The organism is Streptomyces sp. NPDC057697 (assembly GCF_042799335.1).
Lineage (GTDB): Bacteria > Actinomycetota > Actinomycetes > Streptomycetales > Streptomycetaceae > Streptomyces.
Map to the genome: position 1 here is coordinate 416,221 of NZ_JBHVJA010000003.1, position 26,906 is coordinate 443,126.

Consider the following 26,906-nt stretch of genomic DNA (forward strand, 5'->3'; position numbering starts at 1 on the left):
CCTTCGCCGTACGCACCCGTGTTACGCGGGCTTGTCCTCCAGGCGCGGGAACAGCACCGCGCCCTTCGTCACCGTCGCGCCCGCCGGGAGCCGGCCCCAGGTGCCCGCGTCCTGCACGCGCTGGTCGGCCAGCGCGCCCAGGGACGCCTCGGCGCCCAGCGACTCCCACAGCTTCTGCGAGGTCTCCGGCATCACGGCGTTCAGCAGGACCGCGACACCGCGCAGCGACTCGGCGGCCGTGTAGAGGATCGTCGCGAGGCGGGCCCGGTCCTCGGGGGAGCCCGCTGCGTCAGCGGTATCGGCGAATGCGGTCTTGGCGACCTTCCAGGGCTCCTGCTCCGTGATGTAGCCGTTGACCTGCTTCACGAAGTCGAAGACCGCCAGGATGCCGGCCTGGAAGTCCAGCTCCTCGCCGATCTTCTCGTCGGCCGTGGCGACGGCCTTCGCCAGCCCCTCCTGGACGGCCGTCTCGGCGTCGCCCGCGGCGGTGGCCTCCGGGAGCGTCCCGCCGAAGTACTTGCCGACCATGGCCGCGAGGCGCGAGGCGAGGTTGCCGTAGTCGTTGGCGAGCTCGGAGGTGTAGCGGGCGGTGAAGTCCTCCCAGGAGAACGAACCGTCGCTGCCGAACGCGATGGCCCGCAGGAAGTACCAGCGGTACGCGTCCACGCCGAAGTGCGAGGTCAGGTCCTGCGGCTTGATGCCCGTCAGGTTCGACTTCGACATCTTCTCGCCGCCGACCATCAGCCAGCCGTTGGCCGCGACCTTGCCGGGCAGCGGAAGCCCCTGCGCCATCAGCATCGCGGGCCAGATCACCGCGTGGAAGCGCAGGATGTCCTTGCCGACCAGGTGCACGTCGGCGGGGAAGGTCCTGTCGAACTTCTCCTGGTCGGCGCCGTAGCCGACCGCCGTGGCGTAGTTCAGCAGGGCGTCGACCCACACGTAGATGACGTGCTTCTCGTCCCACGGCACCGGGACGCCCCAGTCGAAGGTCGAGCGGGAGATGGAGAGGTCCTGGAGGCCCTGCTTGACGAAGTTCACGACCTCGTTGCGGGCGGACTCGGGCTGGATGAAGCCCGGGTTGTTCGCGTAGAACTCCATCAGCTTCGGGCCGTAGGCGCTCAGCTTGAAGAAGTAGTTCTCCTCCTTGAGGATCTCCACCGGCTTCTTGTGGATCGGACAGAGCTTGACGCCGTCCGCGTCCTCGATGAGGTCGCCGGGGAGCTTGTACTCCTCGCAGCCCACGCAGTACGGGCCCTCGTACCCGCCCTTGTAGATCTCGCCCTTGTCGTACAGGTCCTGCACGAACTCCTGCACCCGGTCGGTGTGGCGCTTCTCCGTCGTACGGATGAAGTCGTCGTTCGCGATGTCCAGGTGCTCCCAGAGGGGCTTCCACGCCTCCTCGACGAGCTTGTCGCACCAGGCCTGGGGCGTGACGTCGTTCGCCTCGGCCGTGCGCATGATCTTCTGACCGTGCTCGTCCGTGCCGGTGAGGTACCACACCTTCTCGCCGCGCTGGCGGTGCCAGCGGGTGAGCACGTCGCCTGCGACGGTCGTGTAGGCGTGGCCCAGGTGAGGAGCGTCGTTGACGTAGTAGATGGGGGTCGATACGTAGAAGTTCTTCACGCCGTCGCCCCCTTGCTTCTCGGATCCAGTGGCCGCCATGGTCGAAATCCTAACGGCCTGCGGGAGATCGATTCACACCGATAAACCCGGCACCGGGCCCGGAGACCTTTGCGAAACATCCCTTCCGGTAGCAAAGACGCATCCTGGGAGGGAGTGGACACGCGTGGACGAGGCAGGGGACATCACGATGCGGGTACTGGTCGCCGAGGACGAGGAGATCCTGGCCGAGCTGGTCGCCACCGGGCTGCGGCGGGCCGGTTTCGCCGTCGACACGGTGTACAGCGGTGACGCCGCCCTCGCCTACCTGGGGCTGCACGACTACGACGTCGTCGTCCTCGACCGCGATCTGCCACGGGTGCACGGCGACGACGTGGCGCGCGGACTGGTCGCCTCCGGCTCCCGGACCAGGATCCTGATGCTCACCGCCGCCGGTTCCATGGAGGACCGGGTCGCCGGGCTCGACCTCGGCGCCGACGACTACCTGGGCAAGCCGTTCGAGTTCCCCGAGCTGGTCTCGCGGGTCCGGGCACTGCGGCGGCGCAGCGCCCGCCCCGTACCGCCGCAGCTGGAACGGCACGGCATCCGGCTCGACACGGTCCGGCGCACCGCCTCGCGGGAGGGACGGGAGCTGGACCTCTCGCCGAAGGAGTTCACCGTGCTCCAGCTGCTGCTGGAGGCCGACGGCGGGACGGTCAGCGCCGAGGAGCTGCTGGAACGGGCCTGGGACGCCAACGCCGACCCCTTCACCGGCGCGGTGCGGGTCTGCATGAGCAAGCTCCGCGGGAAGCTCGGCGAACCGGCGCTGATCCGCACGGTGCAGGGCGTGGGGTACGCCCTGTGAGGGGCCGGGCCCAGGTGCCGCACTCCAGGATCCGGACCCGGATCGCCCTCGTGTACGGCGGGGTGTTCCTGATCCTCGGTACGGCGCTGCTCGCCACCGTCAATCTCGCCTCCCGCGCGGGCACGGACTCCCAGGCGCGCGACATCGCCCGCACGGCGGCCGTCGTCCAGCCCGGCTACGCGGTGAACGGCCCGCTGATCACCCGGCGGAGCCTCGGGCCGCCGACCGTCTACGACCTCACCGACAACGTCAGCGACGCGGCCGGTCACCAGCTGCTCATCTGGTCCGTGGCGGCGCTGCTCGTGATGACGGCCTGCGCGGTCGCCGTGGGCTGGTGGACGGCGGGGCGGGTGCTGCGGCCCGTCCACGCGATGACCGCCAAGGCGCGGCGGCTCTCCGAACACAATCTGCACGAGCGGATCGCGTCCAGCGGCCCCGACGACGAGCTGAAGGAGCTCGGCGACACGCTCGACGCGCTGCTGGCCCGGCTGGAGAAGGCGTTCGACAGCCAGCGCAGGTTCATCGCCAACGCCTCGCACGAGCTGCGGACCCCGCTCGCCACCCAGCGGGCCGCGATCCAGATCGGCCTGGACGACCCGACGCCGGAGGATCTCGTACGGACCCGGCAGACCCTCCTGGACAACAACCGGCGCAGCGAGCGGCTGATAGAGGGGCTGCTGGTCCTGGCGCGCAGTGAGCGCGGGCTCGCCGAGGGCGAGCGGGAGGTGGTGGATCTCGCCCAGGTGGTGGCGGAGGAGGCCGCCCGGCACCCGGGCGTGCGGGCCGACACCCATTTCTGCGTGGTGCGGGGGAACCGGATGCTGCTCGCGCAGCTGGTGGCGAATCTGCTGGTCAACGCCGTCACGTACAACGTGCCGGACGGGACCGTGGACGTGTCACTGGTGACGGCGGGCGGCGGGGCGCTGCTGGAGGTGCGCAACACCGGGCCGGTGGTCGACGCGTCGGACATTCCCGGGCTGTTCGAGCCGTTCCGGCGGGGCGAGGGCAAGGACCGGATGGGGCGGGGTTCGGGGCTCGGCCTCTCGATCGTGCGCTCCATCGCCGTCGCGCACGGCGGTACGGTCACGGCGGTGCCGGGCCCGGGGGGCGGGCTCGCCGTGACCGTACGGGTGCCGGTGGCTCAGGCGCCGGCCGCGGTGTCGCGGGCCGCGATCCAGGCGGGGAGCGCGGCGAGGACCTCGCGGTAGAACGTGGCGTCCGCGACCTCCTTCGGCGCGGGGCCCGCGTGGAAGAACCCGGCGTTCGGGGCGTCCAGCTTGCGCAGGAAGTCGAAGCCCTTGGCGTCCTCGTCGCCGAACGCGACGAACTGGAAGAACAGCGGCAGCTGCGCCGCGTCGGCCAGTGCCTGCCTGGCGGCCTGCTTGGCGTCCGGCGGGCCGTCCGTCTGGAAGATCACCAGGGCGGGCCCGGTGGCCCCGGACTTCTCGTGGTGCGCGACGACCTCTTCGATGGCGCACTGGTAGTTCGTACGGCCGAGGCGGCCGAGGCCCGCGTTCAGCTCGTCGATCCGGCCCTCGTGGTCGGCGAGGCCGACCGTGCCGGTGCCGTCGATCTCGGTCGAGAAGAAGACGACGGGGACGGTCGCGCCCTCGTCCAGGTGCGCGGCGAGCGCCACGGTGCGGTCGCCCAGGTGCTGGGCGCTGCCGTCCTTGTAGAACGGCCGCATGGAGCCGGAGCGGTCGAGGACCAGGTAGACACCGGCGCGCAGCCCGGTCAGCCCGTGCGCCTTCAGCCCGGCCTGGGCCGCCTTGTACGCGTCGACGAGCCCGGGGGCGCGCGACTTGACCTTGGTGAGGGTGAGGGCGGGCTTGGCGGGCGCGGGCGCGGGGGCCTCGGCAGCGGGCGCGGGGGTGGGTTCGGGGGTGGTCTCGGCAACCGGTTCGACCACCGGGCCGGGGGTGGGTTCGGCCACCGGGTCGGGGGTGGGTTCGGTGGGGGTCTCCTGAACGGGTTCCGGGGTGGATTCCGGGGCGGGTTCCGGGGTGGGAGCGGGCTCCGGCTCGGGGGCGGCCTCGGCCTGTGCCTCCGGCTCGGCAGCGGCCTTGACGGGCTCGGTGACGGGCTCGATGGGCTCGGGCTCGGTGATGGCGACGGCCTCGGGCTCGGTGTCGGCCTTGACCGGCTCCGGCTCGGTGATGGCGACGGGCTCCGGGTCGGGCTCGACGAGGGTTTCGGCCTCGGTCTCGGCCTTGGCCTCGGGCTCGGCCTTGACCTCGGTTTTGGCCTCGGCCTCGACCGGCTCCGGCTCGGCGGGGGTCTCGGTCTTGGCCTCGACCGGCTCCGGCTCGGCCACCGGCTCCGGCTCGGCCACCGGCTCCGGCTCGGCCTTGGCCTCGACCGGCTTCGCTTCTGCCACCGGCTCGGGATCCGTCTCCGGCTTCGCCTCGGCCACCGGCTCCGGCTCAGGTGCCGTCTCCGTCTCCGTCTCCGTCTCCGGCTTCGTCGACTCCGGCTTCGGGGCGGAGCCCTGCGAGGGGACCGTGGAGAGGGCCGCCTTGTCGAAGGCGGCCGCCACCAGGTCCGAGGCCAGACCGCTCTCGTCGGCGGACCGGGGCGAGGCGGGGGCGGGGACCTTGGGGGCCGGGGCGGTTTCGCGTACCGGAGCCGGCTCCGCGGCCGGCTCGTCCGCCGCAGCCGTCTCCGCGGCCTTGACCGGCTCGGACTCCGCGGGCGCGGTGCGTTCGGTCTGGGGCGGGACCGTGGCCGTCGGTGCGTCCTGCTCCGCGCGGTCACGGCCGAACACCTTGCGCAGCAAGCTCCGAATGCCCATGGGCGAGGCCTTTCGCGTGAGTTGAGTGCGAGAAATGTCCGACCTGCGGAAATTGATCCCTGGCCAGGGCGGATACGTAAGGTTAGCGGCCGGATCCGGCCCTTCGGTGGCGCGGCCCGCCCGTGGGAGAACCGAGCCGCGACCGAGCCCTGAACGAGTCCTGTGTGCGGACGCCGGGGGCCTGATGAGGGCCGGTCATCCGGGTCCGCCGGGGACCGGGACGGCTGCTCGGCGCGGGGGTGACGGTGCGTCCGGTGCGGGCGGCGCCCGTGCCCGTACCGGCCGGGGAGCGGGGCCCGAGCGACCGGAGACCGCGACCGGTCCGCCGGACAGGCCCTACAGTCGGAGGCATGGTTTCCGGTGGTGAGGCGCCGCAGGCGGAGGGCAGCGTACGGGTCGATGTCTGGATCTGGTCGGTCCGGCTGACGAAGACCCGTTCGCAGGCCGCTGCCGCCTGCCGCGCGGGACATGTGAAGGTCGCCGGTGAGCGTGCCAAGCCCGCCCAGGCGTTGCGCGTCGGCGACGAGGTACGGCTCCGGCACGCGGGCCGCGACCGGATCGTGGTCGTGTCGAAGATCGTCAGGAAGCGGGTCGGTCCGCCGGTCGCGGCGGAGTGCTTCATCGACAACAGCCCGCCGCCACCGCCGCGCGAGGTGGCGATCCAGGTTCCGGTACGGGACCGGGGCGCGGGCCGTCCGACGAAGCGGGACCGGCGCGAGATGGAGCGGCTGCGGGGGACCGGCACCACGGAGTGACGACGCGGCACCGTGCAGCGTGCCCGGTGCCCCGCCGCAGCCCCCTGCCCCTGCCTCCGTCCCCGTCCCCGTGTCCCTGCCCCTGCCTCCGTCCCCGTCCCCGTGTCCCTGCCTCCGTCCCTGCCCCTGCCCCTGTCCCTGCCCCTGCCTCGCCTCCGCCGCCGACTACGGCTGGGGCGAGGCGATCGCCCTGGCCGCCGCCACCTCTTGGCGCAGCGGGGCCAGTACGCCCTCCTCGTCGCCCGGGAGTTCGGCGCGCACCCCCACCAGGACCTCGCTCGTCCGGATCCCGTCGGCCAGCTCCCGCAGCTGCCGCCGGATCTCCGCGACCTCGCCCGGCGGCGGTTCGGGTGCTCCGTGGTTGACCCGGACCCGGGCCGCCGTCGTCGCGTCCACGATGCGTTCGACCGCGACGACCAGCGGCCACCACGCGGCGGCCCGGGTGCCGACCGGGGGCGGTTCGGTCAGGGCGCGCTGGAACTCGGAGCGCACGACCGACAGGTCGCGGTAGATCCGGCGCCGGGCCCGTACCCGTTCCGCGTGGTCGCCGGAGCGGCCCGGATCGAAGGCGTACGCCACGTAGTCGGCGATGTCCGTCACCGCGTCCGCGAGCCGGTGGCCGATCCGTACGTGCCAGCTCTCCGGCCACAGCAGATAGCCCGCCACCAGTACGATCGCGCAGCCGATCAGGCTGTCCAGGAGGCGCGGCCAGACCAGGTGGAAGCCCTGGTGGTTCAGCAGGTCGGACAGGAGCAGGATGACCGGGGTGATGGCCGCGGTCTGGAAGGCGTAGCCCTTCGCGGTGAGCGCCGGGATCAGCGCGGCGAGCACCACCATCACCGGCACGTCCCACCAGCCGATCGGCACCGCGGCGAGCACCGGTGCGGCGATCACGAGCCCGGCCACGGTGCCCACCGAGCGCAGCACGGCCCGGGAGAACACCGAACCGAAGTCCGGCTTGAGGACGAAGGTGACGGTGAGCGCGACCCAGTAGGAGCGCGGCACCAGCACCAGCGAGGTCAGCGCCTGGGCCAGCCCGATGCACAGGGCGAGCCGCAGCCCGTACCGCCAGGAGGCCCCGGAGAGCAGTACGTCGCGGGTGGCCCGCCGGATGCGGACCCCGAGCACGGCGGGGCGGCCGAGCCGGTCGTCGACGTTGTACGGGTCGGGGTCGGCCTTGTGCACGACGACCGCCGCGTGCCGCAGGGCGCTGTCCACCGCCCGGGTGGCGGGCGAGTCCGGTGCGGGCAGGGTGAGTTCGGGGCGGCCGGTGCGGCTCTCCTCGACGGCGGCGGCCAGTTCGCGCACCGCCGCCGGGATCTCGTCCGGGAGGCTGATCCGGCGCACATGGACGGCGGGCGCCGCCTCGACGAGCGGGATGACCACGTTGAGCTGGGCGAGCAGCCGCACCATGGCGTTGCTGCGGCCGTGGTAGCGGGCCCGGCGGGCCAGGATCAGGTCGTAGGAGGTGTTGAGGGACTGGGTGACGTCCTGGCGCCGCTCCTCGTACGCGTCGGTGCCCGCGGCGGCCAGCAGATCGGCGACCGCGAGGTAGGTGCCCGCGACCTGGACCCGCTCCGGGAGTTTCCGGCGCAACGGCCAGGCCAGCAGGGTCAGGGCGAGGACGAAGAGGCCGCCGACGAGGAGCAGCAGCGGCGCCACCCACCAGGGCCGCGGCAACGGCAGCCCGGCGCCCACCACCGCGTTGAGCAGGAGCAGCAGCCCGGACACGGAGGCGACGGCGCCGATCGTCGACATCATTCCGGAGACCAGGCCGACCAGGGTCAGCGCGGCGACGGCCGCCCAGCCGGTCCCGTGCACCAGCGTGCCGAGCATGACGCCGAGCGCGCCGAAGAGCTGCGGTACGGCGATATTGAGGATGCGCATCCGGTACGCGTCGGCGGTGTCGCCGATGACTCCGGAGAGGGCGCCCATGGAGACGAGCGCGCCGTACGCGGGCCGCTCCAGCGCGAAGCCGACGGCGAGCGGCGCGGCCAGGGAGACGGCGGCGCGGACGACGGCCGCCCAGGCGATGGGCGTGGCGGGCTGCGGGCGCAGTCCGCTCAGCAGCCAGGGGGGCGGTGCCGCCCGTCGCCGTCCGGATGCGGTTCCCGTGTCGGTCAACGCGTCCCCCTGAGTCGTGCGGTCAGCTGCGGTAGCCCTCGACCTCGTCGGCGGGCCGGACCTCCGCCGCGGCGGGATCCTCGCCGAACTCGCTCAGCGCACGGCGCTGTCGCAGCAGGTCCCAGCACTGGTCGAGCCGTACCTCAACGGTACGCAGCCGGGACTTCTCGTCCGCGCTCAGGCCCATTTCCCGGGTGGAGCGGTCGCGCAGGCCCCGTTCCTCGGAGATCAGCCCGCCGATGTCGTCGATGATGTCGCGTTCCCGTTCGTCCATGACGTCTCGTCTCCTTCGGGTTCTCCGGGGCGGCGGCCGCCGCTCGGGGCGTGGGGGCTCAGAGCACGATGACGGTCTTGCCGCGTGCGCCGCCCGTCCGGTTCCGGTCGAGGGCCTGCGGGGCCTTCTCCAGCGGGAGCTCGATGTCGATGGGCACCCGCAGCACGCCCTCGGCGGCGCCCGCGGCCAGCACGTCGAGCAGGACCGGGGAGGGTTCCAGCCGGAAGTCGATGCCGGTCACGCCGTCGGGCAGGTCGGTCCCGGCGGCGACGCCCCGGGTGGTGAGGGCGATGCCGCCGGGCCGGACCAGGGCGGCGTGGGCGGCGAAGGCGTCCGCGGTGGTGGAGACCAGGTCGACGAGGGCGTCGACGCCGTCCGGGCAGTGCTCCCGGACCGCCTCGCGGAGCGGGCGGGCGGTGACGTCGAGGGTGACGGCGGCGCCCAGCTCCGCCATCCGCCGGTGCTCGGCGCCGCGCACGGCCGCGATCACGCGGATGTCGCGGGCCGAGGCGAGCTGGGTCAGATAGCTGCCCACGCCCCCGGCCGCACCGAGCACCAGCAGGCTCTCGTGGCCGCGGACCACCACGGTCTCCAGGATCTGGGCGGCCGTCATCCCCGCGGAGGGGAGCGCGGCCGCGGCCCGGAGGGGGAGACCGGGCGGGACCACGGTGATGGCGGAGTCCTGGGGCACGGACACGTAGTCGCAGTACGTGCCACACCCGGCCGGGTTGGGCCGGGCGACCCGGCCGAAGACCTGGTCGCCGACGCGGAAGCGGTTCTCGCCGCCGCCGATCATGTCGACCCGGCCCGCGAAGTCCACCCCGACGACCATCGGGAACACCCGCGGGGCCGGTCCGTCGTCCGGGGAGCCCTGCGCGGTCTGCCAGTCCGTCGGGTTGAGGGCGGCGTACTCGATCCTGACCCGTACCTCGCCGGCCTCCGGCTCGGGCTTGGGCATCTCCACCAGTGCGGGGTCGGCCCGGAACGCGCCGACGGCTATGGCTCGCATGCGGAAGACCTCTCAGTCGCCCCCGGTCCGGCAGTCACGCATCCCACTCTTCCCCGGCCCGTCCGCCGCCGCACGTCGAGCCCGCGCGGCCCGGTCGCGCGGCGGCGTCCGGGGCCGGTACGGGGTTCGCCCCCGGGTCGTTCCGAGGCCGGCCCGTGCCGCCCCCGGGGTCATTCCGGGCCCGGCACGGGCCGTCCCCGGGCCGCCCGCAGCCGCAGCAGCACCGCGCACACCGCCACCGCGAGGCCCGCGGCGAACACCGCCCACACCGTGGTGCGCAGCGAGCCGGTCAGCGCGTCGTACACCGCCGCCGCCCCCGCGGTCTCGCTGTCCGGCACCTCGGACAGCACCCGGTCGCGGGCGACCGCGAGCACCGCGCGCAGCACCAGCGCGCCCAGGGCGAAGCCGAGTCCGGTCACGGCGGTGGCGGACAGCGCGGACGCCCCGGAGCGGCGGTGCCCCGGACCGCCGCCGCGCGCCCAGGCCACGGCCACGGCCAGGAGGGCGATCACGAGCGTGGCCACGGCGGGCCGGATGCCGCCCGCCCGCAGCAGCCGGAAGCTCTGGCGCAGCTGGTCGGCGCGGTCGGCGGAGATCAGCGTGATGTCGGTGTGCTGGACCGGGATGCGGTCGGCGAACGGCACCCCGTTCTCCTCCAGGTTCTGCTTGACCCGCTCGGTCACGGGCGCCAGGTCGATGGTCACGGCCTCGCCGGTGTTGCCGTCCAGGGCGGCGGTGACGGCCTCGTGGGCGGTGCGGTTGGCGGCGTTCCACGCGTCCTGGAAGGCATGGGTGGTGGTGAAGGAGAGCACCGCCTGGCGCAGGAAGTCCCGCACGGTGTCCTGGAGCGGCCCGGCCTCGATCTGCTTCATCGCGCCGTCGGTGATCAGATCGGTGACGGTGCTCCGTACATCGGCGTCGGAGGCGAGCGGGGCCACCGCGTCGACGTAGCGGTCGGTGTTGTCGATCTCCAGGTCCACCCAGGCGGAGAGCGCGCCGAACGGGACGAGGACGGCGAGCAGCACCACCAGTACCGCCGAGAGACCTGCCGAGAGATACGTCCGCACCCTCCCAGGGAATCCCGCGGACGGGCGGCGCGCCCCGGGGCCGTACGCCATCCGAGTTGCCGGGCGGCGCCGCCGGGTGTGCGCTGGAGGGAAAGCAGCCGCGGAAGGAGCACCCCGCCATGTCCACACACGCAGCAATGCCGGCCCGCGGACGGTCCGGGCCGAGGGCACGCGCACGCGGGCACAGCGCACTCTCCTGGGCGATCCCCGTGACGCTGGGCGCGGTGTACGGCCTCTACGCGTCGTTCGTCCTCCGCAACCACGGCGCGACCGGCTTCCGGCAGTTCTGGTACGGCCTGATCACCGCGGTGGTGCTCGCCGTCCTCTGCTTCGCGCTGGGCCGGATCCAGCACCGCATGCTGCCCCTGGTGCGGGCGGCGGCCTACGGGGCGCTGACGGCGGCGGCGATCGGCCTGCTGGTCGGGCTGACCGATTCGAGCGTGCTGAGGTCCTCGGCGCTGGGGCTGGCGGTCGGCCTCGGCATGTTCATCAGCACGTTCTACATCTTCTACACGCACGAGAGGACGTACCCCGTCCCGGGCAGCGGAACGTGAGCCGCCCGTAGCGTCCCGCTTGACCTTCTCCGTGGGGGAAGCCCCAGCATCGCCGATGCTGGGGCTTCCCTTTCGGTGCGAGGAGGTACGGGTGGAGCGCGAGGAGAGCGGTTCGCGGGTGACGATCGGGGCGTTCGCCCGGCTGTGCAGGCTGTCCGCGAAGGCACTGCGCCGCTACGACGAACTGGGGCTGCTCCCGCCGGCCCTGGTCGATCCGGCGAACGGCTACCGGTACTACGCCGAGGAGCAGGTGGAGACGGCCAGGCTGGTGGCCTGGCTGCGCCGGATCGGCATGCCGCTGGACCGGATCAAGGAGGTGGTCGCCCTCGGGGACCCGGCCGCGGCCGCCGCGTCGATCAGGGACTACTGGGCGCGGGTGGAGGCGGAGACGGCGGCCCGGCGGGACCTGGCCGTCTTCCTGGCCGACCATCTGTCCGAGGGGAAGGCGCCGGGCACGCCCGGCGTTCCGGGCGCGCTGGGAACGCTGGGCATCCGGTACGCGGCGCGCTCCGAGCAGGGGGCGGTCCGGGAGCACAACCAGGACGCGGCGTACGCGGGGGCCCGGCTGCTGGCCGTCGCCGACGGGTTCGGGGCGGGCGGCGCGGGGGCGAGCGCGGCGGCGATCGACGCGCTGAAGCCGGTGGTGCTCGGGGCGGCGGGCGCGGCGGGGCTCCTGAACGTCCTGGAGGACGCGGCGGAGCGGGCCGCGCGGGCGGTGCGGGAGGCGGTCGCCGGGAGCGGGGCGGGCGGTGCGTCGGACGGTTCGGGGACGACGCTGACCGCGATGGTGTGGAACGGGGCGCAGCTGGGGCTGGTGCACATCGGGGACTCGCGGGCGCATCTGCTGCGCGACGGCGAACTGTTCCGGATCACCCACGACCACAGCGTCGTCCAGTCGATGATCGACGACGGCTCGCTGACCGAGGCCGAGGCGGCCTCGCACCCGCGGCGCGCGCTGCTGCTCAGGGCCCTGGGAGCCGGGGACGGCCGCGGTGCGGGGGTCTCGACGGCCGATGTGCGGCTCCAGGAGGTCCGGCCCGGCGACCGCTATCTGCTCTGCTCGGACGGCCTCTCGACGGTCGTCGGCGGAGCGGAGACGGCCCGGGTGCTGGCCGGGGCGGACGGGCCCGGCACGGCCGTGCGGGAGCTGGTCGCCCTGGCCGTGGCGGCGGGCGGCCCGGACGACGTGTCCTGCGTGGTCGCGGACGTCGTATCGCTGTGACGTGGACGGGGGAGGTCGTGTCGCTGTGACGCGGATCGGGGGTGTGTCCCTGTGACACGGACGGGGAAGGTCGTGTCCCTGTGACGCGGATCGGACGTCGTGTCCCTGCGGCGCGTACGGGGGCGGGCCCGCGCACGTCCGTGCGGGCCCGCCCCGGCGGTCGTCAGCCGCGTACGACCGTCACCGGGCACGGCGCGTGCTGGGTGACGTGGAGGCTGACCGAGCCGAGCACGGTCGCCTTGAGGCCGCTGTAGCCGCGGGCGCCCACCACGAGGAGGTTCGCCCCCTCGGCCCGGTCCAGCAGGGACTGGGCGGGGTTGCCGATCACCACGACCTTGCTGACCGCCGCCGCGCCCTCGGCGCCCAGGGCCTCCTCCAGCGTCTCGGTGAGGGCCACGGTCGCCAGGGCCTGCGGGTCGAAGTCCTCCGGCATGCCGGGCATCATCGACGCCCAGCTCGTCGCCGGGTACTCCCAGCTGTTGACGGCCTCCACCGTGTCACCGGTCAGCTCCGCCTGGCGTACGGCCCAGTGCAGCGCCTTGACCGACGACTCGGACCCGTCGACGCCCACCACGATCCTGCCCATCACTGCCTCCAGCTCGGTTCGGCTCAGTGCGCGGACGCGTCGTACAGGCGAGCCCGTACGACGCACCTTTCGTTCCAACTCTAATCAAACCGGTACAACGCTTCCGGCGGCGGGTGGGCTCAGTCCAGGCGGAGGTCGGCGAGCTGCTGCTCGAACGGCACCACCTCGTCGTCGAGCCCGAGCGCCCTCGGCGCCCCGGAGGCCGCCCGGCCGCCCGTGATCATGGCCGCGAGCTCGCCGCCCGCCCGCCGGATGCGGGATGGCAGGCCGTCGGTGTACTCGTCGCCGGACGCGCCCCAGTCCTCCGACGCCGCGTACACGGACGTCGGGACGACGGTGGCGCGCAGGTAGGCGAAGAGCGGGCGCATCGCGTGTTCCAGGACCAGCGAGTGGCGGGCGGTGCCGCCGGTCGCCGCGATGACGACGGGCTTGCCGGTCAGCGCGGTGTTGTCGATCAGGTCGAAGAACGACTTGAACAGTCCGCTGTACGAGGCGGTGAACACGGGCGAGACGGCGATCAGCCCGTCTGCCTCGGCCACCTCCTTGATCGCCGTGTCCAGGGCGGCCGGCGGGAACCCGGTGACCAGGTGGTTGGCGATGTCGACGGCCAGGTCGCGCAGCTCCACCACCCGGACCTCGACCGGGCGGTCCTGCTCGGCCAGCAGCCGCTCACGGGCGGCCCCGGCCAGCCGCTCGGCCAGCAGCCGGGTCGAGGACGGGCTGCTCAGCCCGGCCGACACGGCGACGATGCGCAGGGGCTCGGTGGCGAAGGTGCCGGACGCGGTGGACATGGCGGACATGGCGGTCAGCCCTCCTTCGAGGCAGAGGCAGAGGCAGAGGCAGAGGCGGTGGCCGTGGCCGTGGTGGCCGTGGCGGCGCGGGCGGCCGCGACGGCCGGGTGGACGGGCGCGGAGTCCGGGACCCCGGCCGGGCGCAGAGCGGCGAACTCCTTGCGCAGCACCGGGACGACCTCCTCGCCGAGGATGTCGAGCTGCTCCAGGACGGTCTTCAGCGGCAGCCCCGCGTGGTCCATCAGGAACAGCTGGCGCTGGTAGTCGCCGACGGCGTCCCGGAAGGACAGGGTCCGCTCGATGACCTCCTGCGGCGAGCCGACGGTCAGCGGCGTCTGCCGGGTGAAGTCCTCCATCGAGGGCCCGTGGCCGTAGACCGGCGCGTTGTCGAAGTACGGGCGGAATTCCCGTACCGCGTCCTGCGAGTTCTTCCGCATGAACACCTGGCCGCCGAGGCCGACGACGGCCTGTTCGGCGGTGCCGTGCCCGTAGTGCGCGTACCGCTGCCGGTACAGGCTCACCATTTTTTTGGTGTGCTCAATGGGCCAGAAGATGTTGTTGTGGAAGAAGCCGTCACCGTAGTACGCGGCCTGCTCGGCGATCTCCGGCGAGCGGATCGAGCCGTGCCAGACGAACGGCGGGACGCCGTCCAGCGGGCGCGGGGTCGCGGTGAAGGACTGCAACGGGGTGCGGAACTTGCCCTCCCAGTCCACGACGTCCTCGCGCCACAGCTTGTGCAGCAGCGCGTAGTTCTCGATGGCGAGCGGGATGCCCTGCCGGATGTCCTTGCCGAACCACGGATAGACCGGTCCGGTGTTGCCGCGCCCCATCATCAGGTCGACCCGGCCGTCCGCGAGGTGCTGGAGCGTCGCGTAGTCCTCGGCGATCTTCACCGGGTCGTTGGTGGTGATCAGCGTCGTGGACGTGGAAAGGATCAGGTTCTCGGTGCGGGCGGCGATGTAGCCGAGCGTGGTCGTCGGCGAGGACGGGACGAACGGCGGGTTGTGGTGCTCGCCGGTCGCGAAGACGTCGAGGCCGACCTCCTCCGCCTTCTGGGCGATGGCGAGCGTGGCCTTGATCCGCTCGTTCTCGCTCGGTGTCCTGCCGGTCGTCGGGTCGGTGGTGACGTCTCCGACGGTGAAGATGCCGAATTCCATGGCCCGCCTCCAGAAACCTAGTTTGGTTGAACGTTGAACTATGTGGACACACCCTACAACGGGGCACCCCCCTGACCTATTCCGCGGGGGGTCCCCGGGCCGTTGCGTACCCTGGACGGGACGCGCGGACCGGCACGGACCGCACCTTCGGCGGAGGCGGGCAGGCAGGCAGTGAGCGAGAACGGCAGCGAGAGCGAGCGCTGGAAGGAGCGCGGCGTCGCCCTGCGCGTCTTCGTCTACGTCTTCGCCACGCATCTCTTCGCGGGCTTCATCTGGATCCTCTTCTACGTCGGCGAGCACGCCAAGAAGTAGCGGCGGCCGGAGCGGGGAGGCGCCCGGGGAGGACGCGGCCCCGCCCCCGATGCGGACCCCGTAGGTTGGGGCGCACCACCCGTGACGCTCACTTCGGAGGACAGGTGCCGGCGCTCCAGCGGATCACCGCACGCAACGCCCGTTTCCAGCAATGGGAATCGCTGCTCGGCAACCGGAACAAGCGCTCGCGGGCAGGGGAGTTCCTGGTGCAGGGCGTGCGCCCGATCTCGCTGGCGGTGGAGTACGGCTGGCCCGTCAGGGCGCTGATCCACGACGGCGGACGGACGTTGTCCGGGTGGGCGCGGGAGCTGCTGCGCACGGTGGACGCCGAGCGGATCGCCATGGCGCCCGAACTGCTGGCGGAACTCGGGGAGAAGGACGGCGGCGCGCCGGAGCTCGTCGCCGTGGTCGGGACGCCGTCCGACGATCTCGGCCGGATCGGGGCCGACAACGGTTTCCTCGGCGTCATGTTCGACCGGCCGACGAGCCCGGGGAACATCGGCAGCATCATCCGTTCCGCGGACGCCTTCGGCGCGCACGGCCTCATCGTCTCGGGGCACGCCGCCGATGTGTACGACCCCAAGTCGGTGCGCGCCAGCACCGGTTCGCTCTTCGCCCTGCCGACCGTGCGCGTGCCGTCGCCCGACGACGTGATGGCCTGGGTCGAGGAGCGGCGGGCCGCGGGACAGCCGATCGTGCTCGTCGCCACCGACGAGAAGGGCGACTGCGACGTCTTCGACTTCGACTTCACCCAGCCGGTGCTGCTGCTGATCGGCAACGAGACGTCCGGGCTGAGCAACGCCTGGCGCCGGCTGTGCGACCACACGGTCAGCATCCCGATGACCGGCTCCGCGAGCTCCCTCAACGCCGCCAACGCCGCGACCGCCGTGCTCTACGAGGCACACCGCCAGCGCCTCACCAGAAAGCGCTGACACCCCCGGCCCGGGGACCACACCTGTGGCCCGGGGACCACGCCCCCGGCCCGGGAACCACGCCCCCGGCCCGGGGACCACACCTGCGGCCCGGGAGCCACACCCCCGGCCCGGGAACCACGCCCAAGGTCGTAGGACCACGGCCCCGGGGCGAGCGGGTCCCTGTGCCGAGGCGGTCGCGGGCACCCGCTGCCTACCCTGGGCCCGGCTACGCGTGAGGCGTGCCGCCGCCGGGCAGGAGAGAGCCACCATGCCGTTCACCGCACGGACCCATGTCCGCATCGCCAGGCCGTCCCGCGATCTCGGCGCGGCCGAGCGGTTCTGGGCGGACGGCCTCGGCCTCGACGTCCTCCATCGCGCCGAGGCGGGCCGCGAACCCGGCACGCACGACCTCCTGATGCTGGGCCACCCGGACGCGTCCTGGCACCTCGAACTCGTCCACGGCGGCGACCACCCCACCGACCCCCGCCCCACCGAGGAGGACCTGCTCGTCCTCTACTTCGACGGCCCGGTGCCCCAGGAGACGGTGGACCGGCTGCGCGAGCACGGCGGCAGGCAGGTCGCGTCGCCGAACCCGTACTGGAACGAGTGGGGCGTCACCATCGAGGACCCGGACGGCTACCGGCTCGTGCTCTGCCGACGCGGCTGGTCCAACTCCTGACGGATGGCCGGACGGGCGGGCCGGACCGGGTGCCACGGACTCGGGGTAACCGTCGCCCGGCCGCCCTGTCAGCTGTTGTCGGTGATCTCTTCGACCTTGCTGTACAGCGCGGCCTTGGCGTCCGCCATACGGCCCGGGTCGGGCCGTGGATGAACCCAGCGATTCCGGTGGAAGACCGTTCGCGGCATCGGGGCGCTGTGCAGGAAATCGGTGAACGAAGCGTCTGCCCACGGCGGCACCCACGCGCCCGAGCGGCAGACGAAGACGAGATCGAACGCCACGGCCGGGGGCGCGGCGGAGCACAACCCCTCTCGGACCGTGACCGGACCATAGGGCGCGCGTTACCATCGCCCCATGACCTCCGTACCGTGCCGGAACTGGTGGCGCTCCTTCTAGGAGCGGCCGCCTCCCTCTGCATGGAATCAGGGCCGTTCATCATGGACGGCCCTTTTCGTTGCCCTCGTACGGGTGCGGATGCCGGTGATCACGGCGGGCCGTCCTCCACGCAACCACCATCGCGAGGAGAGAGAACCAATGAGCACAGCCACCGCCACCGCCACCGCGACCGGCGTCGAGCTGGAAGCACGGATCCGGCAGGCCCCGGGGCAGTTCCGGGTGATGACCGGGGACCGGCCCACCGGGCCCCTGCACCTCGGGCACTACTTCGGCACGCTGCACAACCGCGTCCGGCTCCAGGAGCTCGGGGTGGACGTCTTCGTGATCATCGCCGACTACCAGGTGCTCACCGACCGGGACGTCGCCGACCGGCTCGGCGCGTACATGGAGGGGATGGTGCTGGACTACCTGGCCATCGGCATCGACCCGGCCCGCTCGACGGTGTTCAACCACAGCGCCGTGCCCGCGCTCAACCAGCTGATGCTGCCGTTCCTGAGCCTGGTCTCCGTCGCCGAGCTGAACCGCAACCCCACCGTCAAGGACGAGATCGCCCACTCCCGGCAGTCGGCCGTGAGCGGGCTGATGTTCACCTACCCCGTGCACCAGGCCGCCGACATCCTGTTCTGCAAGGGCAACCTGGTGCCGGTCGGGCAGGACCAGCTGCCGCACCTCGAAGTCACCCGGACCGTCGCCCGGCGCTTCAACGAGCGGTACGGGGCGGTCTTCCCGGAACCGGACGCGCTGCTCTCCGCCGCGCCGCTCCTCCTCGGCACCGACGGCACCAAGATGAGCAAGAGCCGGGGCAACTCCATCGCGCTCGGGGCCGACGCCGACGAGACCGCCCGGCTGATCAAGGGCGCCAGGACGGACACCGAGCGGCACATCACCTACGACCCCGAGCACCGGCCCGGGGTGTCCTCGCTGGTGCTGCTGGCGGCGCTCTGTCTGGACCGGGACCCGCACGCCGTGGCGGAGGAGATCGGCGGTGGCGGTGCGGCCGCACTCAAGCGGACCGTGACCGAGGCGGTCAACAGCCGGATGGCGCCGATCCGGGCCCGGCGGGCGGAGTACGCGCGGGACCTGGGGTATGTGCGCTCGGTGCTCCGGGCGGGGAACGCACGCGCCAATGAGATCGCGGGGGCGACGCTGGACGAGGTGCGGGGGGCGATGGGCGGCCGGTTCTAGGGCGTGTCGTGCGGGCCGGTCGGTTCCAGGGCGTGTCGTCCGGGCCGGTCGGTTCCAGGGGCTCTCGTCCGGGCCAGTCGGTTCCCGGGGCTCTCGTCCGGGCCCGTCAGTTCCAGGGGCTCTCGACCAGGCCCGGCCGGTACTCACCCGTCTCGTCCGGGCCCGGCCAGGCGCCCCGGGCCGCCACTTCCAGGATCAGGGCCGCGATGTTCCAGGCGTCGTCCGCGCCGCTGTGGTGGCGGCCCTCCAGCGGGAGGCCCGCCACCTTGAGGGCCTGGGCCATTCCGGGGCGCTTGCGCAGCCCGTAGGCGGCGGTGAAGGGGAGCTTCGCGTTGATGTGGCGGTGGCCGAAGGGGTACCGGGTGCCGGTCGCCCGGCACTGGCGGATGAACTGGTTGCGGTCGTAGTCGCCCCAGCTGGCCCAGGGGCGTACGCCCGACTCGTGCGTGGCGGCGAGCAGGCGGCAGGCCTCGGCGAAGGGGACGCCCGTGTCCACCTCGGCCTGGGTGAGGCCGGTCAGCTCGGTGCAGAAGGCGCTGACCGTGGACCGGGCCGGCCGGACCAGGATCCGGTGCCGGGCGAGCCTTCCCCCGGCCCCCGGCCCCTTTCGATTTCGATTTCGATCAGGGGATACCCGGCCGGCCGCGCTCAGGTCGACCACCGTCAGCCCGATCTCGATGATCTCGCTCACCGCACCGGGCGGCGGCTGCCCGTCCCAGCAGGTCGCCTCGATGTCGATCACGTTGAGGAGGTCGGGGGCGTCGGTGTCCATGAGGGGCAGGGTAGGGGCGGGCGCGCGTCGGGGCACCCGGATTTCGAGTGCCCCGGAGTCCCGCCGGAGCCCTGGAGCCCCGCACCCCGCACCCCCGGGCGCTGCCGCCGCGAGCGGTCAGCAGCCGGAGCCGGTTCCGGGGTACGAGCCCCAGATCCAGTTGCAGCTGCTGGGGTTGCAGCTTTCGGCGTTGCACTCGAACTCGTAGGCCACGGTTCTTCTGTTCGCCTCGGTGTGCGATGCCGTGGCGTAGGACACGGCTCCGAACCCGAAAGCGCCGGCCAGCGCCACGGCGGCGATACGACTGGTGATGATTGTCCGCATTGTCATGAACAGCAGTGTAATCAGGGGAAGTTGACCTGACCAGGGCCGCGCGGTCGCACCGGTCCGCGATGGCCGTGCCCCGGTCGGCCCCGTGCCGTACACGGCCTACGACCTCGGCGCCACACCCTGCCGCCTGCGCAGGAGTTCGGCCAGGCCCCGGCGGGTCGCGGCGATCACCACCCGGTCCTCGGGGCGCAGTACGTACCCGGGGTGCAGGTCCCACACCAGGCCGGACGGGTGGTCCGGGGCGACGGGGCCGGGCGTGGCCAGGTCCGGGCGGCGGTCCTCGGGCGGGGTGGCGTCCAGGGCGAGGACCCGCCAGGCGCCCGAGCGGAACGCCTGCTCCACCGTGCGGCCCTCCAGCTGCGGATGGCCCGCCACCTCGACCGCCGCGAACAGCATCACCTTCCGCTCGACCGGGATCGCGCCCAGGATCTGGCGGCCCATCATGGCGACCGCGAAGGCCGGGGCGGCCAGGTGGGAGACGGAGCGGGAGCGGGTCACGGCCTGGGGGTGGGCGGTGCGCAGCGTGCGGTAGACGGCGGTGGCGAACTCGTCGTCGTACAGGCGCAGCGCCACCCGCAGGTCCGGCTTGACCGAGCGGGCGTAGAGGGCCGCCTCCAGGTTGGTGGTGTCGATGCTGGTCAGGGCGAGGAGGGCGCGGGAACGCTGGATCTTCGCCGCCTCCAGCACCCCTTCCTGTGTGACGTCGCCGAGGACCACAGGCACATGCAGCCGCCGGGCCACCGCGATGCCGCGCGCGTCCGGGTCGTCCTCCACGCACACCACGGGAACGCCCAGCTCGCGCAGCCGGACGAGGACCCGCGTACCGATCTTGCCGAGGCCGAGGAGGACCACATGGCCGGAGAGTCCGCGGGGCGGGCGGCGCAGCGAGGACGCCGTGCGGAGGGAGCCGAAGGCTTCCAGGACGCCCGCGACGAGGAGGGGGAGGAGCATCAGTCCGGCGACACCGGAGAGGAGTTGGATGATCTGGCGGGCCGTAGGGTCACCGATCGCCGGGTCGCCCATCGCGAACAGGTCGAGCAGGGTGAGGTAGGTGGCGTGCACCGGGTTGTCGCCGGTGGTGATCGTGGAGGCGATGGCGAGGCCGAGCACGGCCAGGCCGACGCCCAGCGCCGACCAGCGCAGCCGCCGCGAGAAGACCTGGCCGAGGGGCGCGCCCCGGCCGCCCATCCGGGGCGGCGGGCCGGGCGGACCGGCCTGGCTGACCGCCTCCAGGACGATCGTGCCGCGCCCCGTCGCCGCCGCCACCTGGCGCTCGTCGGGGAGCAGCCGGGGGCCTTCGTCGCCGCTGCTGTCGGACCCCTCGGTGCCCGCCGGGTCGTGGGTGGTGGAGGAGAGCAGGGCGAGGGTGCACAGGCCGGGGTCGGCGATCTGGCCGCCCCCGGGCGGGGTGCGTTCGGCGGCGCGCAGCAGCAGGCCCTCCGCCTGGATGACCTTGCTGGAGCCGGTGAGGACGGTCGCCGCGAGGGCGGGTGCGGCGGTGTCGGCGTCGGAGAGGACGGTGGTGGAGGCGTCCAGCGCGGCCCGGTCCAGGCCGGGGGAGGCGACGGCGGCGGCCTGGTCGAGCAGGGTCTCCAGGTGCTGGCCGAGCTTGCGGTTGTAGAGCCGGATGACCAGCCGGAGGCGGGGGTTGATGCGGCGGGCGGTCAGCGCGGCGCGGATGTTGCGCTCGTCGTCGTCGTAGACCAGCGCCAGTGCGGCGGCCGATTCGACGCCCGCCTCCTCGAACGCCTCGTCGGACGGCTCCGGCGCCTCCAGGATGCGGACCGCCTCCACCCCGGCGTTGGTGTCGTCGCCGAGCGCGTCGGCCCCGCCCTGCCCGCCGCCGTTGCGGATCATCGCCGAGGACATGCGGCCGAAGAGCGCCGCCGCCCGGCCCCGCCCGGTCAGCGGCAGTTCGGGGCGGCGGGCGTCGCGTCCGGGCGGCAGGACGAGGGTGACCCGCTCCCCGTACACATAGCGCAGTTCGACGGCGAGTCTGCGGGCCAGCGCGTCATCGCCGCAGACGACCATGTGCGCGCCGAACGGGGAACGTTGGGGCTGCTGGGGAAGTGGGGGCACATGACCCAGCATGCCTCGGTCCTCTCCTGCGTGGGTGTCCGTCAGTGGTCTTCGGCGGGTGCGGCGGGCGGCGGAGCCGCGTGCCGGGCCTGCGGGTTGCTGAGCACATGGCGCGGGTCCGCGACCCGGGCGATGGCCGACTCGACCGCCGCGATCCGGTCCGCGAGCAGCCCCAGCGCGGCGACCGCCCGGGTCATGGGGTCGCCGTCCGGGCCGCCCAGGGCCTGGGTGCGGACGTAGGAGGCGGTGATCGCGGACCAGCGCGCGGACTGCTCGGGGGTGAGGCGGCCGCGCAGCGCGGCGAGTTTGAGCAGGTTGGACTCCGCGCCGGAGGTCAGTGTCTGGGCCTCGCCCGCGTAGTGGTCGTCGACGACGGCGGACAGCTCCGCGTCGTTCATCACCGGGACGATCCGCTCGGCGATCTTGTTCATGTCGCGGTAGGAGCCCTGGAGCCGGAACGGCGGCTCGGTGCGCGTCGCGTCGGTCTGCGCGGCCGAGGCGATGTACGCGGCGTTCACGGCCAGCACCGTGTCCCGGGCGGTCAGCAGATGGCGCAGGACCGCGACGATCCGGTCCGTCTCGGCGGGCGTGTACGGGTGCTCCAGCCGGTCCGCCCGTGCCGAGGAGTCGCCGGAGGCGAGCCGTACGAACAGGGCGAGGTCGTCGCGGGAACGCCCGGCGAGCGGGGCCAGCACCGGGTTGGCGGTCAGCGCGTTCTCCACGAAGCTCAGCGCGAAGACGTCCTCGCGGCCGCTCAGCACCTCGCCGAGGTTCCAGACGTCGGCCCGGTTGGCGAGCATGTCCGGGATGCGGAACCGCTCGCCGGACTCGGTGTACGGATTGCCCGCCATGCACACCGCGAACCGCTTGCCCCGCAGGTCGTGGCTGCGCGGTTCGCCGTCCCGGACGCCCTCGATCCGCCGGGTGGCGTCGCAGAGGGAGATGAACTTCTGGAGCAGTTCGGGCGAGGTGTGCTGGATGTCGTCGAGGTAGAGGAGTGTGTTGTTGCCCGCCTCCAGCGCGAAGTTGATCTTCTCGACCTCCTGGCGGGCGGTCGCGGTGCGGGCCTGGGCCGGATCGAGCGAGGTCACGTCGTGGCCGAGGTTGGGCCCGCTGACATTGACCAGGACCAGCCCCAGCCGGTCGGCCACGTACTCCATCAGCGTGGTCTTGCCGTAGCCGGGCGGCGACACGAGCAGCAGCAGACCCTGTGAGTCGGTGCGCCGGTCGGCGTCGGCGGTGCCGATCTGCTTGGCGAGGCTGTCGCCGATCAGCGGCAGGTACACCTCGTCCAGCAGCCGGTTGCGGACGAACGCCGACATGACGCGCGGCCGGTGGTCGTCCAGCCGCAGCCGGGCCCGCTCGGCGCTCACCAGCGCGGTGCGGCGGCGCTGGTAGGCGCGGAAGCCGGGGACGGTCACGGCACGGAACTCGGCGGTCCGGGCGAGGAGTTCGTCGAGCCGGACGTCCAGGGTGCCCCGGTCGATGCGCGGGTGGGTGCCCAGCAGGCCGTCCACCCGCGCGGTGAGCGGGGCCTCGCAGTCGTAGCGGTCGAGCAGCGGCTCCGGGCAGAGCTCCACGGCGACGGCCTCCGCGAGGTCCCCGGCGTCGATCGGGGTGCCGCTCGCGGCGGCGTACGAGCCGAGCCAGCCCTCCACGAGCTGGCGGCGGGACGGCAGGTCGTCGCCGAGCGCGGCGAGGTCCTCGTCGTAGGCCGGAGTGCCGGTCGTGCGGCGGAACTTGTCCAGGAAGGTGCGGGCGGCGCCGCTGGTGACGAACCCGGCCGGGCCGCTGGTCAGCTCCTCGAAGAGGTACCCGGCGACGGCGGACGGGGTCACGCCCGGGGGGACGGCCGCTTCCCCGGCGGCGGACGGGGTCTCGCCCCCGATGGCGACCGCCTTTCCGGCGGCGGGTGGAACCTCGCCCCCGGGGACGGTCGCCTTTCCGGCGGCTGACGGCCCGTCGCCCGCGATGACGGCCGCCCACTCCTCCCGCAGGGCGTCCACGGCCGGGGTGAGGCCGAAGGTGTCACGGGCGCGGGCCAGCGAGAGCGCCCGCCGGGTCCAGGACGCGCGCCGGTCCTCGTCCGCCCCGTACGTCCAGAAGAGCTGGGCCGCCGCCCGGACGGCGGGCGGGAAGCGCAGCAGTCCGGCCCCGGCGTGCAGCCGCAGCAGGGCGGTGAGGATCGCGGTGGCGTCCTCGTCGTGGACCCCGCGCTGATGGCCCTCGTCGTACGCGGCCGCCGCCGACTCCCGCACCAGGGAGGTGAGAGCGGCCGGGTCCAGGGCGGCCAGGGCGTCCGCGCCCCGCTCGTCGAGGAGCCGGGCGGCCAGATGCTCGCCCCGGTAGACCCGTGGGGACTCCGAGGGGAGGGTCTGCTCCCAGTACGGGCGGCTCGCCTCGAACTCCGGGTCGGTGACCGGGGCGCGGTAGTCGGTGCCGGTGAGGGCGAACGACAGCCGGTCCCCCTGCGGGACGAGCGTCAGGTCGAAGGGCTGGGTGTTCACGGCGAACCGGTGCCGGCCCAGCCGGATCGTGGCGCCGTCGTCCGCGTACAGCTCGCTGCGGTCGCGCAGCGCCCGCCCGGCCTCCTGGCGGGCGGCCAGCAGCTGTCCGTCCAGCTCCTCGGCGCGCACCGGGTCACCGAGGCCGCGCAGCTCCTCGGCGGTGCGGCGGATCTTGGCGACCATCGGGTCGGAGGCGAAGTAGGTGTGGACGGCGTCCTGGTCGGGCAGGGCGGCCAGCCGCCGGGAGACCGTCTCCAGGACCCGGGCGGCCGAGTCCGCCAGCCGCTCCGCGCGCCGGGCGCGGGCGTCCTGGAGGGTCTGCTTGCGGGCCGAGAACGCCTCGTACACCTCCGTGCGGCGCTCGGCCAGCTCGGCGAGGAAGTCGTCGAACTCCGCGAACCGGGACTCCAGGTTTTCCAGCTGGAGCAACAGCCGGGCAAGTTGGTCGTCGCAGGCGTCCGGGGTGTCCGCCGCGGCGATCGCGCCCGTGACGGCCTGTCCGAGCAGGGCGAACTCGGCGGAGAACTCGGCCCGGCCCTCGTGGTCGAGGAGTTCGCGGCGGCGGGCTTCGAGCGTGGCGCGGGCCCGGTTGACCCCGCCGAGGACCTCCGCGATCCGCTCCAGGATCGACGTACGGACCGTGGTGTCCCCGATGTCGAGTCCGGCGACGACGTCCGTGACGGTGCTCAGACCGGCCGTCATCCCGTCCAGCCGGTCGCCCAGCGCCGCCGCGTCCGCGACGGTGGCGAGCGCGGCGGCCTCGGCGCCGAGCGCGGCGATGTCGTCGTGGTAGCCGGTGAAGGCGTCGTCCCGGCCGAGGAACGCGACGGCGCGCTGGGCGGCCGATTCGAGGTCGGCGGCGGTCGCGGCGGAGAGTTCGGAGATCCGCGCGGTGTCCGCGTACCGCATCTCGGCCAGGGTCGCCAGATGGCCGTGGGCGTGGCGCAGTTCGGTGAGCTGGTCGACCCAGGCGGCGGCCGAGCGGGGGGCCTCGCCGCGGATCCGGCGGACGAGCGCGGTGAGGCGGTCGGCCGCCGCGTCGAGCGCCTCGGCGGCCTGCCGGGTCAGCTCCCGCACGGTCTCGAACTCGACGACGACCTGTTCGGCGGTGGCCCTCAACTCCGCCAGTGGGGCGGCCAGATCACCGAGTTCGCCGTCGTCGAGCCAGTGGTAGCGGTCGGTGGCGCGGGTGCAGTCCGCGACCAGTTGCGCGTAGACGGCGGCGGTCGGGGTGGTCTCGGCGGCGCTGTGCGCCAGCGCCAGGCAGTCGGAGATCCCGCGCACCAGGTCGGCGTTGCCGATCCGGGCGAGCGGGCCCGTCCCGGCGGGGCGGGAGGCCGCGTGGGTCTCGGAGACGTACGGGGTCGCCCAGCGCTGCAAGGGGTGCACCCGGGCCGGTTCGTCGCCGCCCGCGGGGGTGCGCAGCAGGATCAGCGTGCCGTCGTCGAGCAGGGCGTGGCCGCGGCCCTGGAGCGGGGTGGCGACCTCCTGCCGGATCAGGTTGTACGGCAGGAGCAGGCCGCGGCCGTCGTCGGGGGAGCGGAAGACATAGAGGACGTCCTCGCCGTTCGGGGAGCGGACGGCGCCCTCGAAGACCGGGTCGGTGAGCGGCTCGGCGATGTCGAAGGTCTTGGCGGTGCCGGTGGTGAGGTAGTAGCCGCCGGGGAAGATGATCCCCTGGTCCTCCGGGAGCCGGTGGCAGGCCGGTCCGATGCCGTCCAGCCGCCGCACGGTGCCGAGCAGCGAGTTGAAGACCAGATACCGCCAGGACTCCTCGTTGTACGGGCGGACGCGGAGCAGGACCAGCGGACCGATCGTGGCGTGCCCGACCTCCGCGTCGGCGAGCGACTGGAGGGGTTCGGCGACCGGCTCCCGGTAGATCCCGTCCGGGGTGTCGGTGTCGTTCACCGTCTTCACGGTGAGGGCGCCGTTGAGCGTGTCGACGAAGAGGACGGCGTCGTCCACGCCGTTCCCGCCGACCGCGATGTGCGGGTGCCGGCCCAGCACGTGCGACTCGCGGCCCGCGACGGTCCAGGTGAAGTCGTGCGACGGCGGGAAGACGTGGTCCCGGTCGCCGCGCGCGTCGAGGAACGCGCCGGGCGAGCCGTCCGGGCCGAGCGCCCAGCGCAGCACCCGGATGCCGTCCGCGCTCTCGCCGGTACGGAAGACGGCGAGCAGCTTTCCGTCCACCCGGCGCAGCCGCAGCAGCCGGGCGTCGCGGAAGTAGCGGTGCAGCCCGGTGAACTCGCGTACGAAGCCTTCGTCGGCCGGCGGCCCGTCCTCGACGGGCTCCCCCAACTCGGGTCCGTACAGCGCCAGTACGTCGGACACCTCGGCCGGATCCGGTGCGCCGGGGCCGCGTTCGAAGCCGAACAGCAGCTGCCCGCCGACGGCCACCAGGTCGCGGGGCACGGCCGGGCGCGCGGTGCGGAGCTGCTCGGTGCCGGTGAGCCGGAGCTCGGTCGAGCCGAACTCCTCGGTGCGCCGCGCGTTGAGCTCCTCGGCGCGGCGGGCCAGCTCGCCGGCCCGGTCGCCGAGCCTGCGGCGCAGCACGTCGTAGGTCCCCGCGTCCACGGGGCCGCCGGTGGGCGCTGCGGTCGTGGTGTCGGTGTCCATGCGTACGGCTTCTCCCTGCGAGGTGTTACGGGGTGTGGTGGGGCGGGTTCGTCGCGCCGGACGGGCTCCGGGTGCCCCGCCCGTCCGGCGGTCCGCGCCTGCCCCGGGCCGGGACCGTGGCGTCCCGGCGTACGCCCGGGGGCGTGGCCCGCGACGTCCGGCGCGTGCGCCCCCGGGCCGGCGGACCGTCCTCGTACGGGGTGCACGGGGGCGATACCGGCCAGGCGGCGAGCGTACGTGCCGGGCGCCGCGAGCCTGACGGGGCTGCGCGGCCGGGGCCGGGGCCGGCGTCCGGACCGGGGCTGGCGTCCGGACCGGCGTC

Annotated in this window: 23 protein-coding genes; 9 read left to right on the forward strand and 14 right to left on the reverse strand. The window is 73.5% G+C overall.

What is annotated here, in order from left to right; translation table 11 throughout:
* Window positions 1-21 precede the first annotated feature (21 nt).
* Window positions 22-1,662, reverse strand: a complete 1,641-nt coding sequence (gene metG, locus ACFVFH_RS11685; RefSeq protein ID WP_383766107.1) for a methionine--tRNA ligase — start codon at window positions 1,660-1,662, stop codon at window positions 22-24.
* Between the two features lie 148 nt (window positions 1,663-1,810).
* Here metG and ACFVFH_RS11690 point away from each other — a divergent pair, with 148 nt between their 5' ends.
* Both ACFVFH_RS11690 and ACFVFH_RS11695 read left to right on the forward strand, forming a co-directional pair.
* Window positions 1,811-2,464, forward strand: a complete 654-nt coding sequence (locus tag ACFVFH_RS11690; protein ID WP_383766787.1) for a response regulator transcription factor — start codon at window positions 1,811-1,813, stop codon at window positions 2,462-2,464.
* A 14-nt stretch (window positions 2,465-2,478) separates the two neighbouring features.
* The gene (locus ACFVFH_RS11695) at window positions 2,479-3,672 is read left to right on the forward strand and encodes a sensor histidine kinase (protein WP_383766109.1); all 1,194 of its coding nucleotides are present in this window, start codon (window positions 2,479-2,481) and stop codon (window positions 3,670-3,672) included.
* Here ACFVFH_RS11695 and ACFVFH_RS11700 read toward each other — a convergent pair.
* Entirely contained in the window at window positions 3,606-5,255 is a 1,650-nt protein-coding gene (locus ACFVFH_RS11700; protein ID WP_383766111.1) for a VWA domain-containing protein, read from the reverse strand. The two genes, ACFVFH_RS11695 and ACFVFH_RS11700, sit on opposite strands and share 67 nt — an antisense overlap.
* 350 nt (window positions 5,256-5,605) lie before the next feature.
* Between ACFVFH_RS11700 and ACFVFH_RS11705 the strand changes: the two genes are divergently transcribed.
* A complete protein-coding gene (locus tag ACFVFH_RS11705) occupies window positions 5,606-6,010 on the forward strand; it encodes an RNA-binding S4 domain-containing protein (RefSeq protein WP_383766113.1) in 405 nt (134 codons plus the stop codon).
* Window positions 6,011-6,175: 165 nt separating this feature from the next.
* On the opposite strand, the gene ACFVFH_RS11710 is transcribed toward ACFVFH_RS11705, so the two are convergent.
* The 4 genes from ACFVFH_RS11710 to ACFVFH_RS11725 all read right to left on the reverse strand — a co-directional run bounded on the left by ACFVFH_RS11710 (window position 6,176) and on the right by ACFVFH_RS11725 (window position 10,484).
* The gene (locus tag ACFVFH_RS11710) at window positions 6,176-8,134 is read right to left on the reverse strand and encodes an FUSC family protein (RefSeq protein WP_383766114.1); all 1,959 of its coding nucleotides are present in this window, start codon (window positions 8,132-8,134) and stop codon (window positions 6,176-6,178) included.
* A 22-nt stretch (window positions 8,135-8,156) separates the two neighbouring features.
* Entirely contained in the window at window positions 8,157-8,408 is a 252-nt protein-coding gene (locus ACFVFH_RS11715) for a DUF2630 family protein (RefSeq protein WP_383766116.1), read from the reverse strand.
* Window positions 8,409-8,466: 58 nt separating this feature from the next.
* Window positions 8,467-9,417: an NADP-dependent oxidoreductase gene (locus ACFVFH_RS11720; RefSeq protein WP_383766118.1), complete on the reverse strand. Its 951-nt coding sequence runs from the start codon at window positions 9,415-9,417 to the stop codon at window positions 8,467-8,469.
* Window positions 9,418-9,587: 170 nt separating this feature from the next.
* Complete coding sequence (locus tag ACFVFH_RS11725) at window positions 9,588-10,484, reverse strand: hypothetical protein (RefSeq protein ID WP_383766120.1); 897 nt, start codon at window positions 10,482-10,484, stop codon at window positions 9,588-9,590.
* A gap of 119 nt (window positions 10,485-10,603) precedes the next feature.
* Here ACFVFH_RS11725 and ACFVFH_RS11730 point away from each other — a divergent pair, with 119 nt between their 5' ends.
* Both ACFVFH_RS11730 and ACFVFH_RS11735 read left to right on the forward strand, forming a co-directional pair.
* Window positions 10,604-11,038: a hypothetical protein gene (locus ACFVFH_RS11730; RefSeq protein WP_383766122.1), complete on the forward strand. Its 435-nt coding sequence runs from the start codon at window positions 10,604-10,606 to the stop codon at window positions 11,036-11,038.
* Window positions 11,039-11,093: 55 nt separating this feature from the next.
* A complete protein-coding gene (locus tag ACFVFH_RS11735; protein ID WP_383766124.1) occupies window positions 11,094-12,260 on the forward strand; it encodes a MerR family transcriptional regulator in 1,167 nt (388 codons plus the stop codon).
* A gap of 163 nt (window positions 12,261-12,423) precedes the next feature.
* Here ACFVFH_RS11735 and ACFVFH_RS11740 read toward each other — a convergent pair whose 3' ends face one another.
* From ACFVFH_RS11740 to ACFVFH_RS11750, 3 genes are all read right to left on the reverse strand, one after another.
* Window positions 12,424-12,846, reverse strand: a complete 423-nt coding sequence (locus tag ACFVFH_RS11740; protein WP_383766126.1) for a universal stress protein — start codon at window positions 12,844-12,846, stop codon at window positions 12,424-12,426.
* Window positions 12,847-12,965: 119 nt separating this feature from the next.
* The gene (locus ACFVFH_RS11745; RefSeq protein ID WP_383766789.1) at window positions 12,966-13,637 is read right to left on the reverse strand and encodes an FMN reductase; all 672 of its coding nucleotides are present in this window, start codon (window positions 13,635-13,637) and stop codon (window positions 12,966-12,968) included.
* Window positions 13,638-13,651: 14 nt separating this feature from the next.
* The gene (locus tag ACFVFH_RS11750) at window positions 13,652-14,794 is read right to left on the reverse strand and encodes an LLM class flavin-dependent oxidoreductase (protein ID WP_383766128.1); all 1,143 of its coding nucleotides are present in this window, start codon (window positions 14,792-14,794) and stop codon (window positions 13,652-13,654) included.
* A 171-nt stretch (window positions 14,795-14,965) separates the two neighbouring features.
* Here ACFVFH_RS11750 and ACFVFH_RS11755 point away from each other — a divergent pair, with 171 nt between their 5' ends.
* From ACFVFH_RS11755 to ACFVFH_RS11765, 3 genes are all read left to right on the forward strand, one after another.
* Complete coding sequence (locus tag ACFVFH_RS11755; RefSeq protein WP_383766129.1) at window positions 14,966-15,106, forward strand: DUF6126 family protein; 141 nt, start codon at window positions 14,966-14,968, stop codon at window positions 15,104-15,106.
* A gap of 104 nt (window positions 15,107-15,210) precedes the next feature.
* Window positions 15,211-16,038 carry an RNA methyltransferase gene (locus ACFVFH_RS11760; RefSeq protein WP_383766131.1) on the forward strand — a complete coding sequence of 276 codons (828 nt, stop codon included), beginning with the start codon at window positions 15,211-15,213 and terminating at the stop codon, window positions 16,036-16,038.
* Window positions 16,039-16,288: 250 nt separating this feature from the next.
* Window positions 16,289-16,699, forward strand: coding sequence for a VOC family protein (locus ACFVFH_RS11765; protein WP_383766133.1), 411 nt, complete (start codon window positions 16,289-16,291; stop codon window positions 16,697-16,699).
* A gap of 68 nt (window positions 16,700-16,767) precedes the next feature.
* On the opposite strand, the gene ACFVFH_RS11770 is transcribed toward ACFVFH_RS11765, so the two are convergent.
* Complete coding sequence (locus ACFVFH_RS11770; RefSeq protein WP_383766135.1) at window positions 16,768-16,980, reverse strand: hypothetical protein; 213 nt, start codon at window positions 16,978-16,980, stop codon at window positions 16,768-16,770.
* 253 nt (window positions 16,981-17,233) lie between these two features.
* On the opposite strand from ACFVFH_RS11770, the gene trpS reads away from it, so the two are divergent.
* Window positions 17,234-18,280, forward strand: a complete 1,047-nt coding sequence (gene trpS / locus ACFVFH_RS11775; protein ID WP_383766137.1) for a tryptophan--tRNA ligase — start codon at window positions 17,234-17,236, stop codon at window positions 18,278-18,280.
* Between the two features lie 106 nt (window positions 18,281-18,386).
* Here the strand turns inward: trpS and ACFVFH_RS11780 are convergent, their stop codons facing one another.
* From ACFVFH_RS11780 to ACFVFH_RS11795, 4 genes are all read right to left on the reverse strand, one after another.
* Window positions 18,387-19,052, reverse strand: a complete 666-nt coding sequence (locus ACFVFH_RS11780) for an exonuclease domain-containing protein (RefSeq protein WP_383766139.1) — start codon at window positions 19,050-19,052, stop codon at window positions 18,387-18,389.
* A gap of 117 nt (window positions 19,053-19,169) precedes the next feature.
* The gene (locus tag ACFVFH_RS11785) at window positions 19,170-19,382 is read right to left on the reverse strand and encodes a hypothetical protein (RefSeq protein ID WP_383766141.1); all 213 of its coding nucleotides are present in this window, start codon (window positions 19,380-19,382) and stop codon (window positions 19,170-19,172) included.
* A gap of 99 nt (window positions 19,383-19,481) precedes the next feature.
* The gene (locus tag ACFVFH_RS11790; protein WP_383766143.1) at window positions 19,482-21,473 is read right to left on the reverse strand and encodes an NAD-binding protein; all 1,992 of its coding nucleotides are present in this window, start codon (window positions 21,471-21,473) and stop codon (window positions 19,482-19,484) included.
* Between the two features lie 29 nt (window positions 21,474-21,502).
* Window positions 21,503-26,584 carry a DNA repair ATPase gene (locus tag ACFVFH_RS11795; RefSeq protein ID WP_383766145.1) on the reverse strand — a complete coding sequence of 1,694 codons (5,082 nt, stop codon included), beginning with the start codon at window positions 26,582-26,584 and terminating at the stop codon, window positions 21,503-21,505.
* Window positions 26,585-26,906 lie beyond the last annotated feature (322 nt).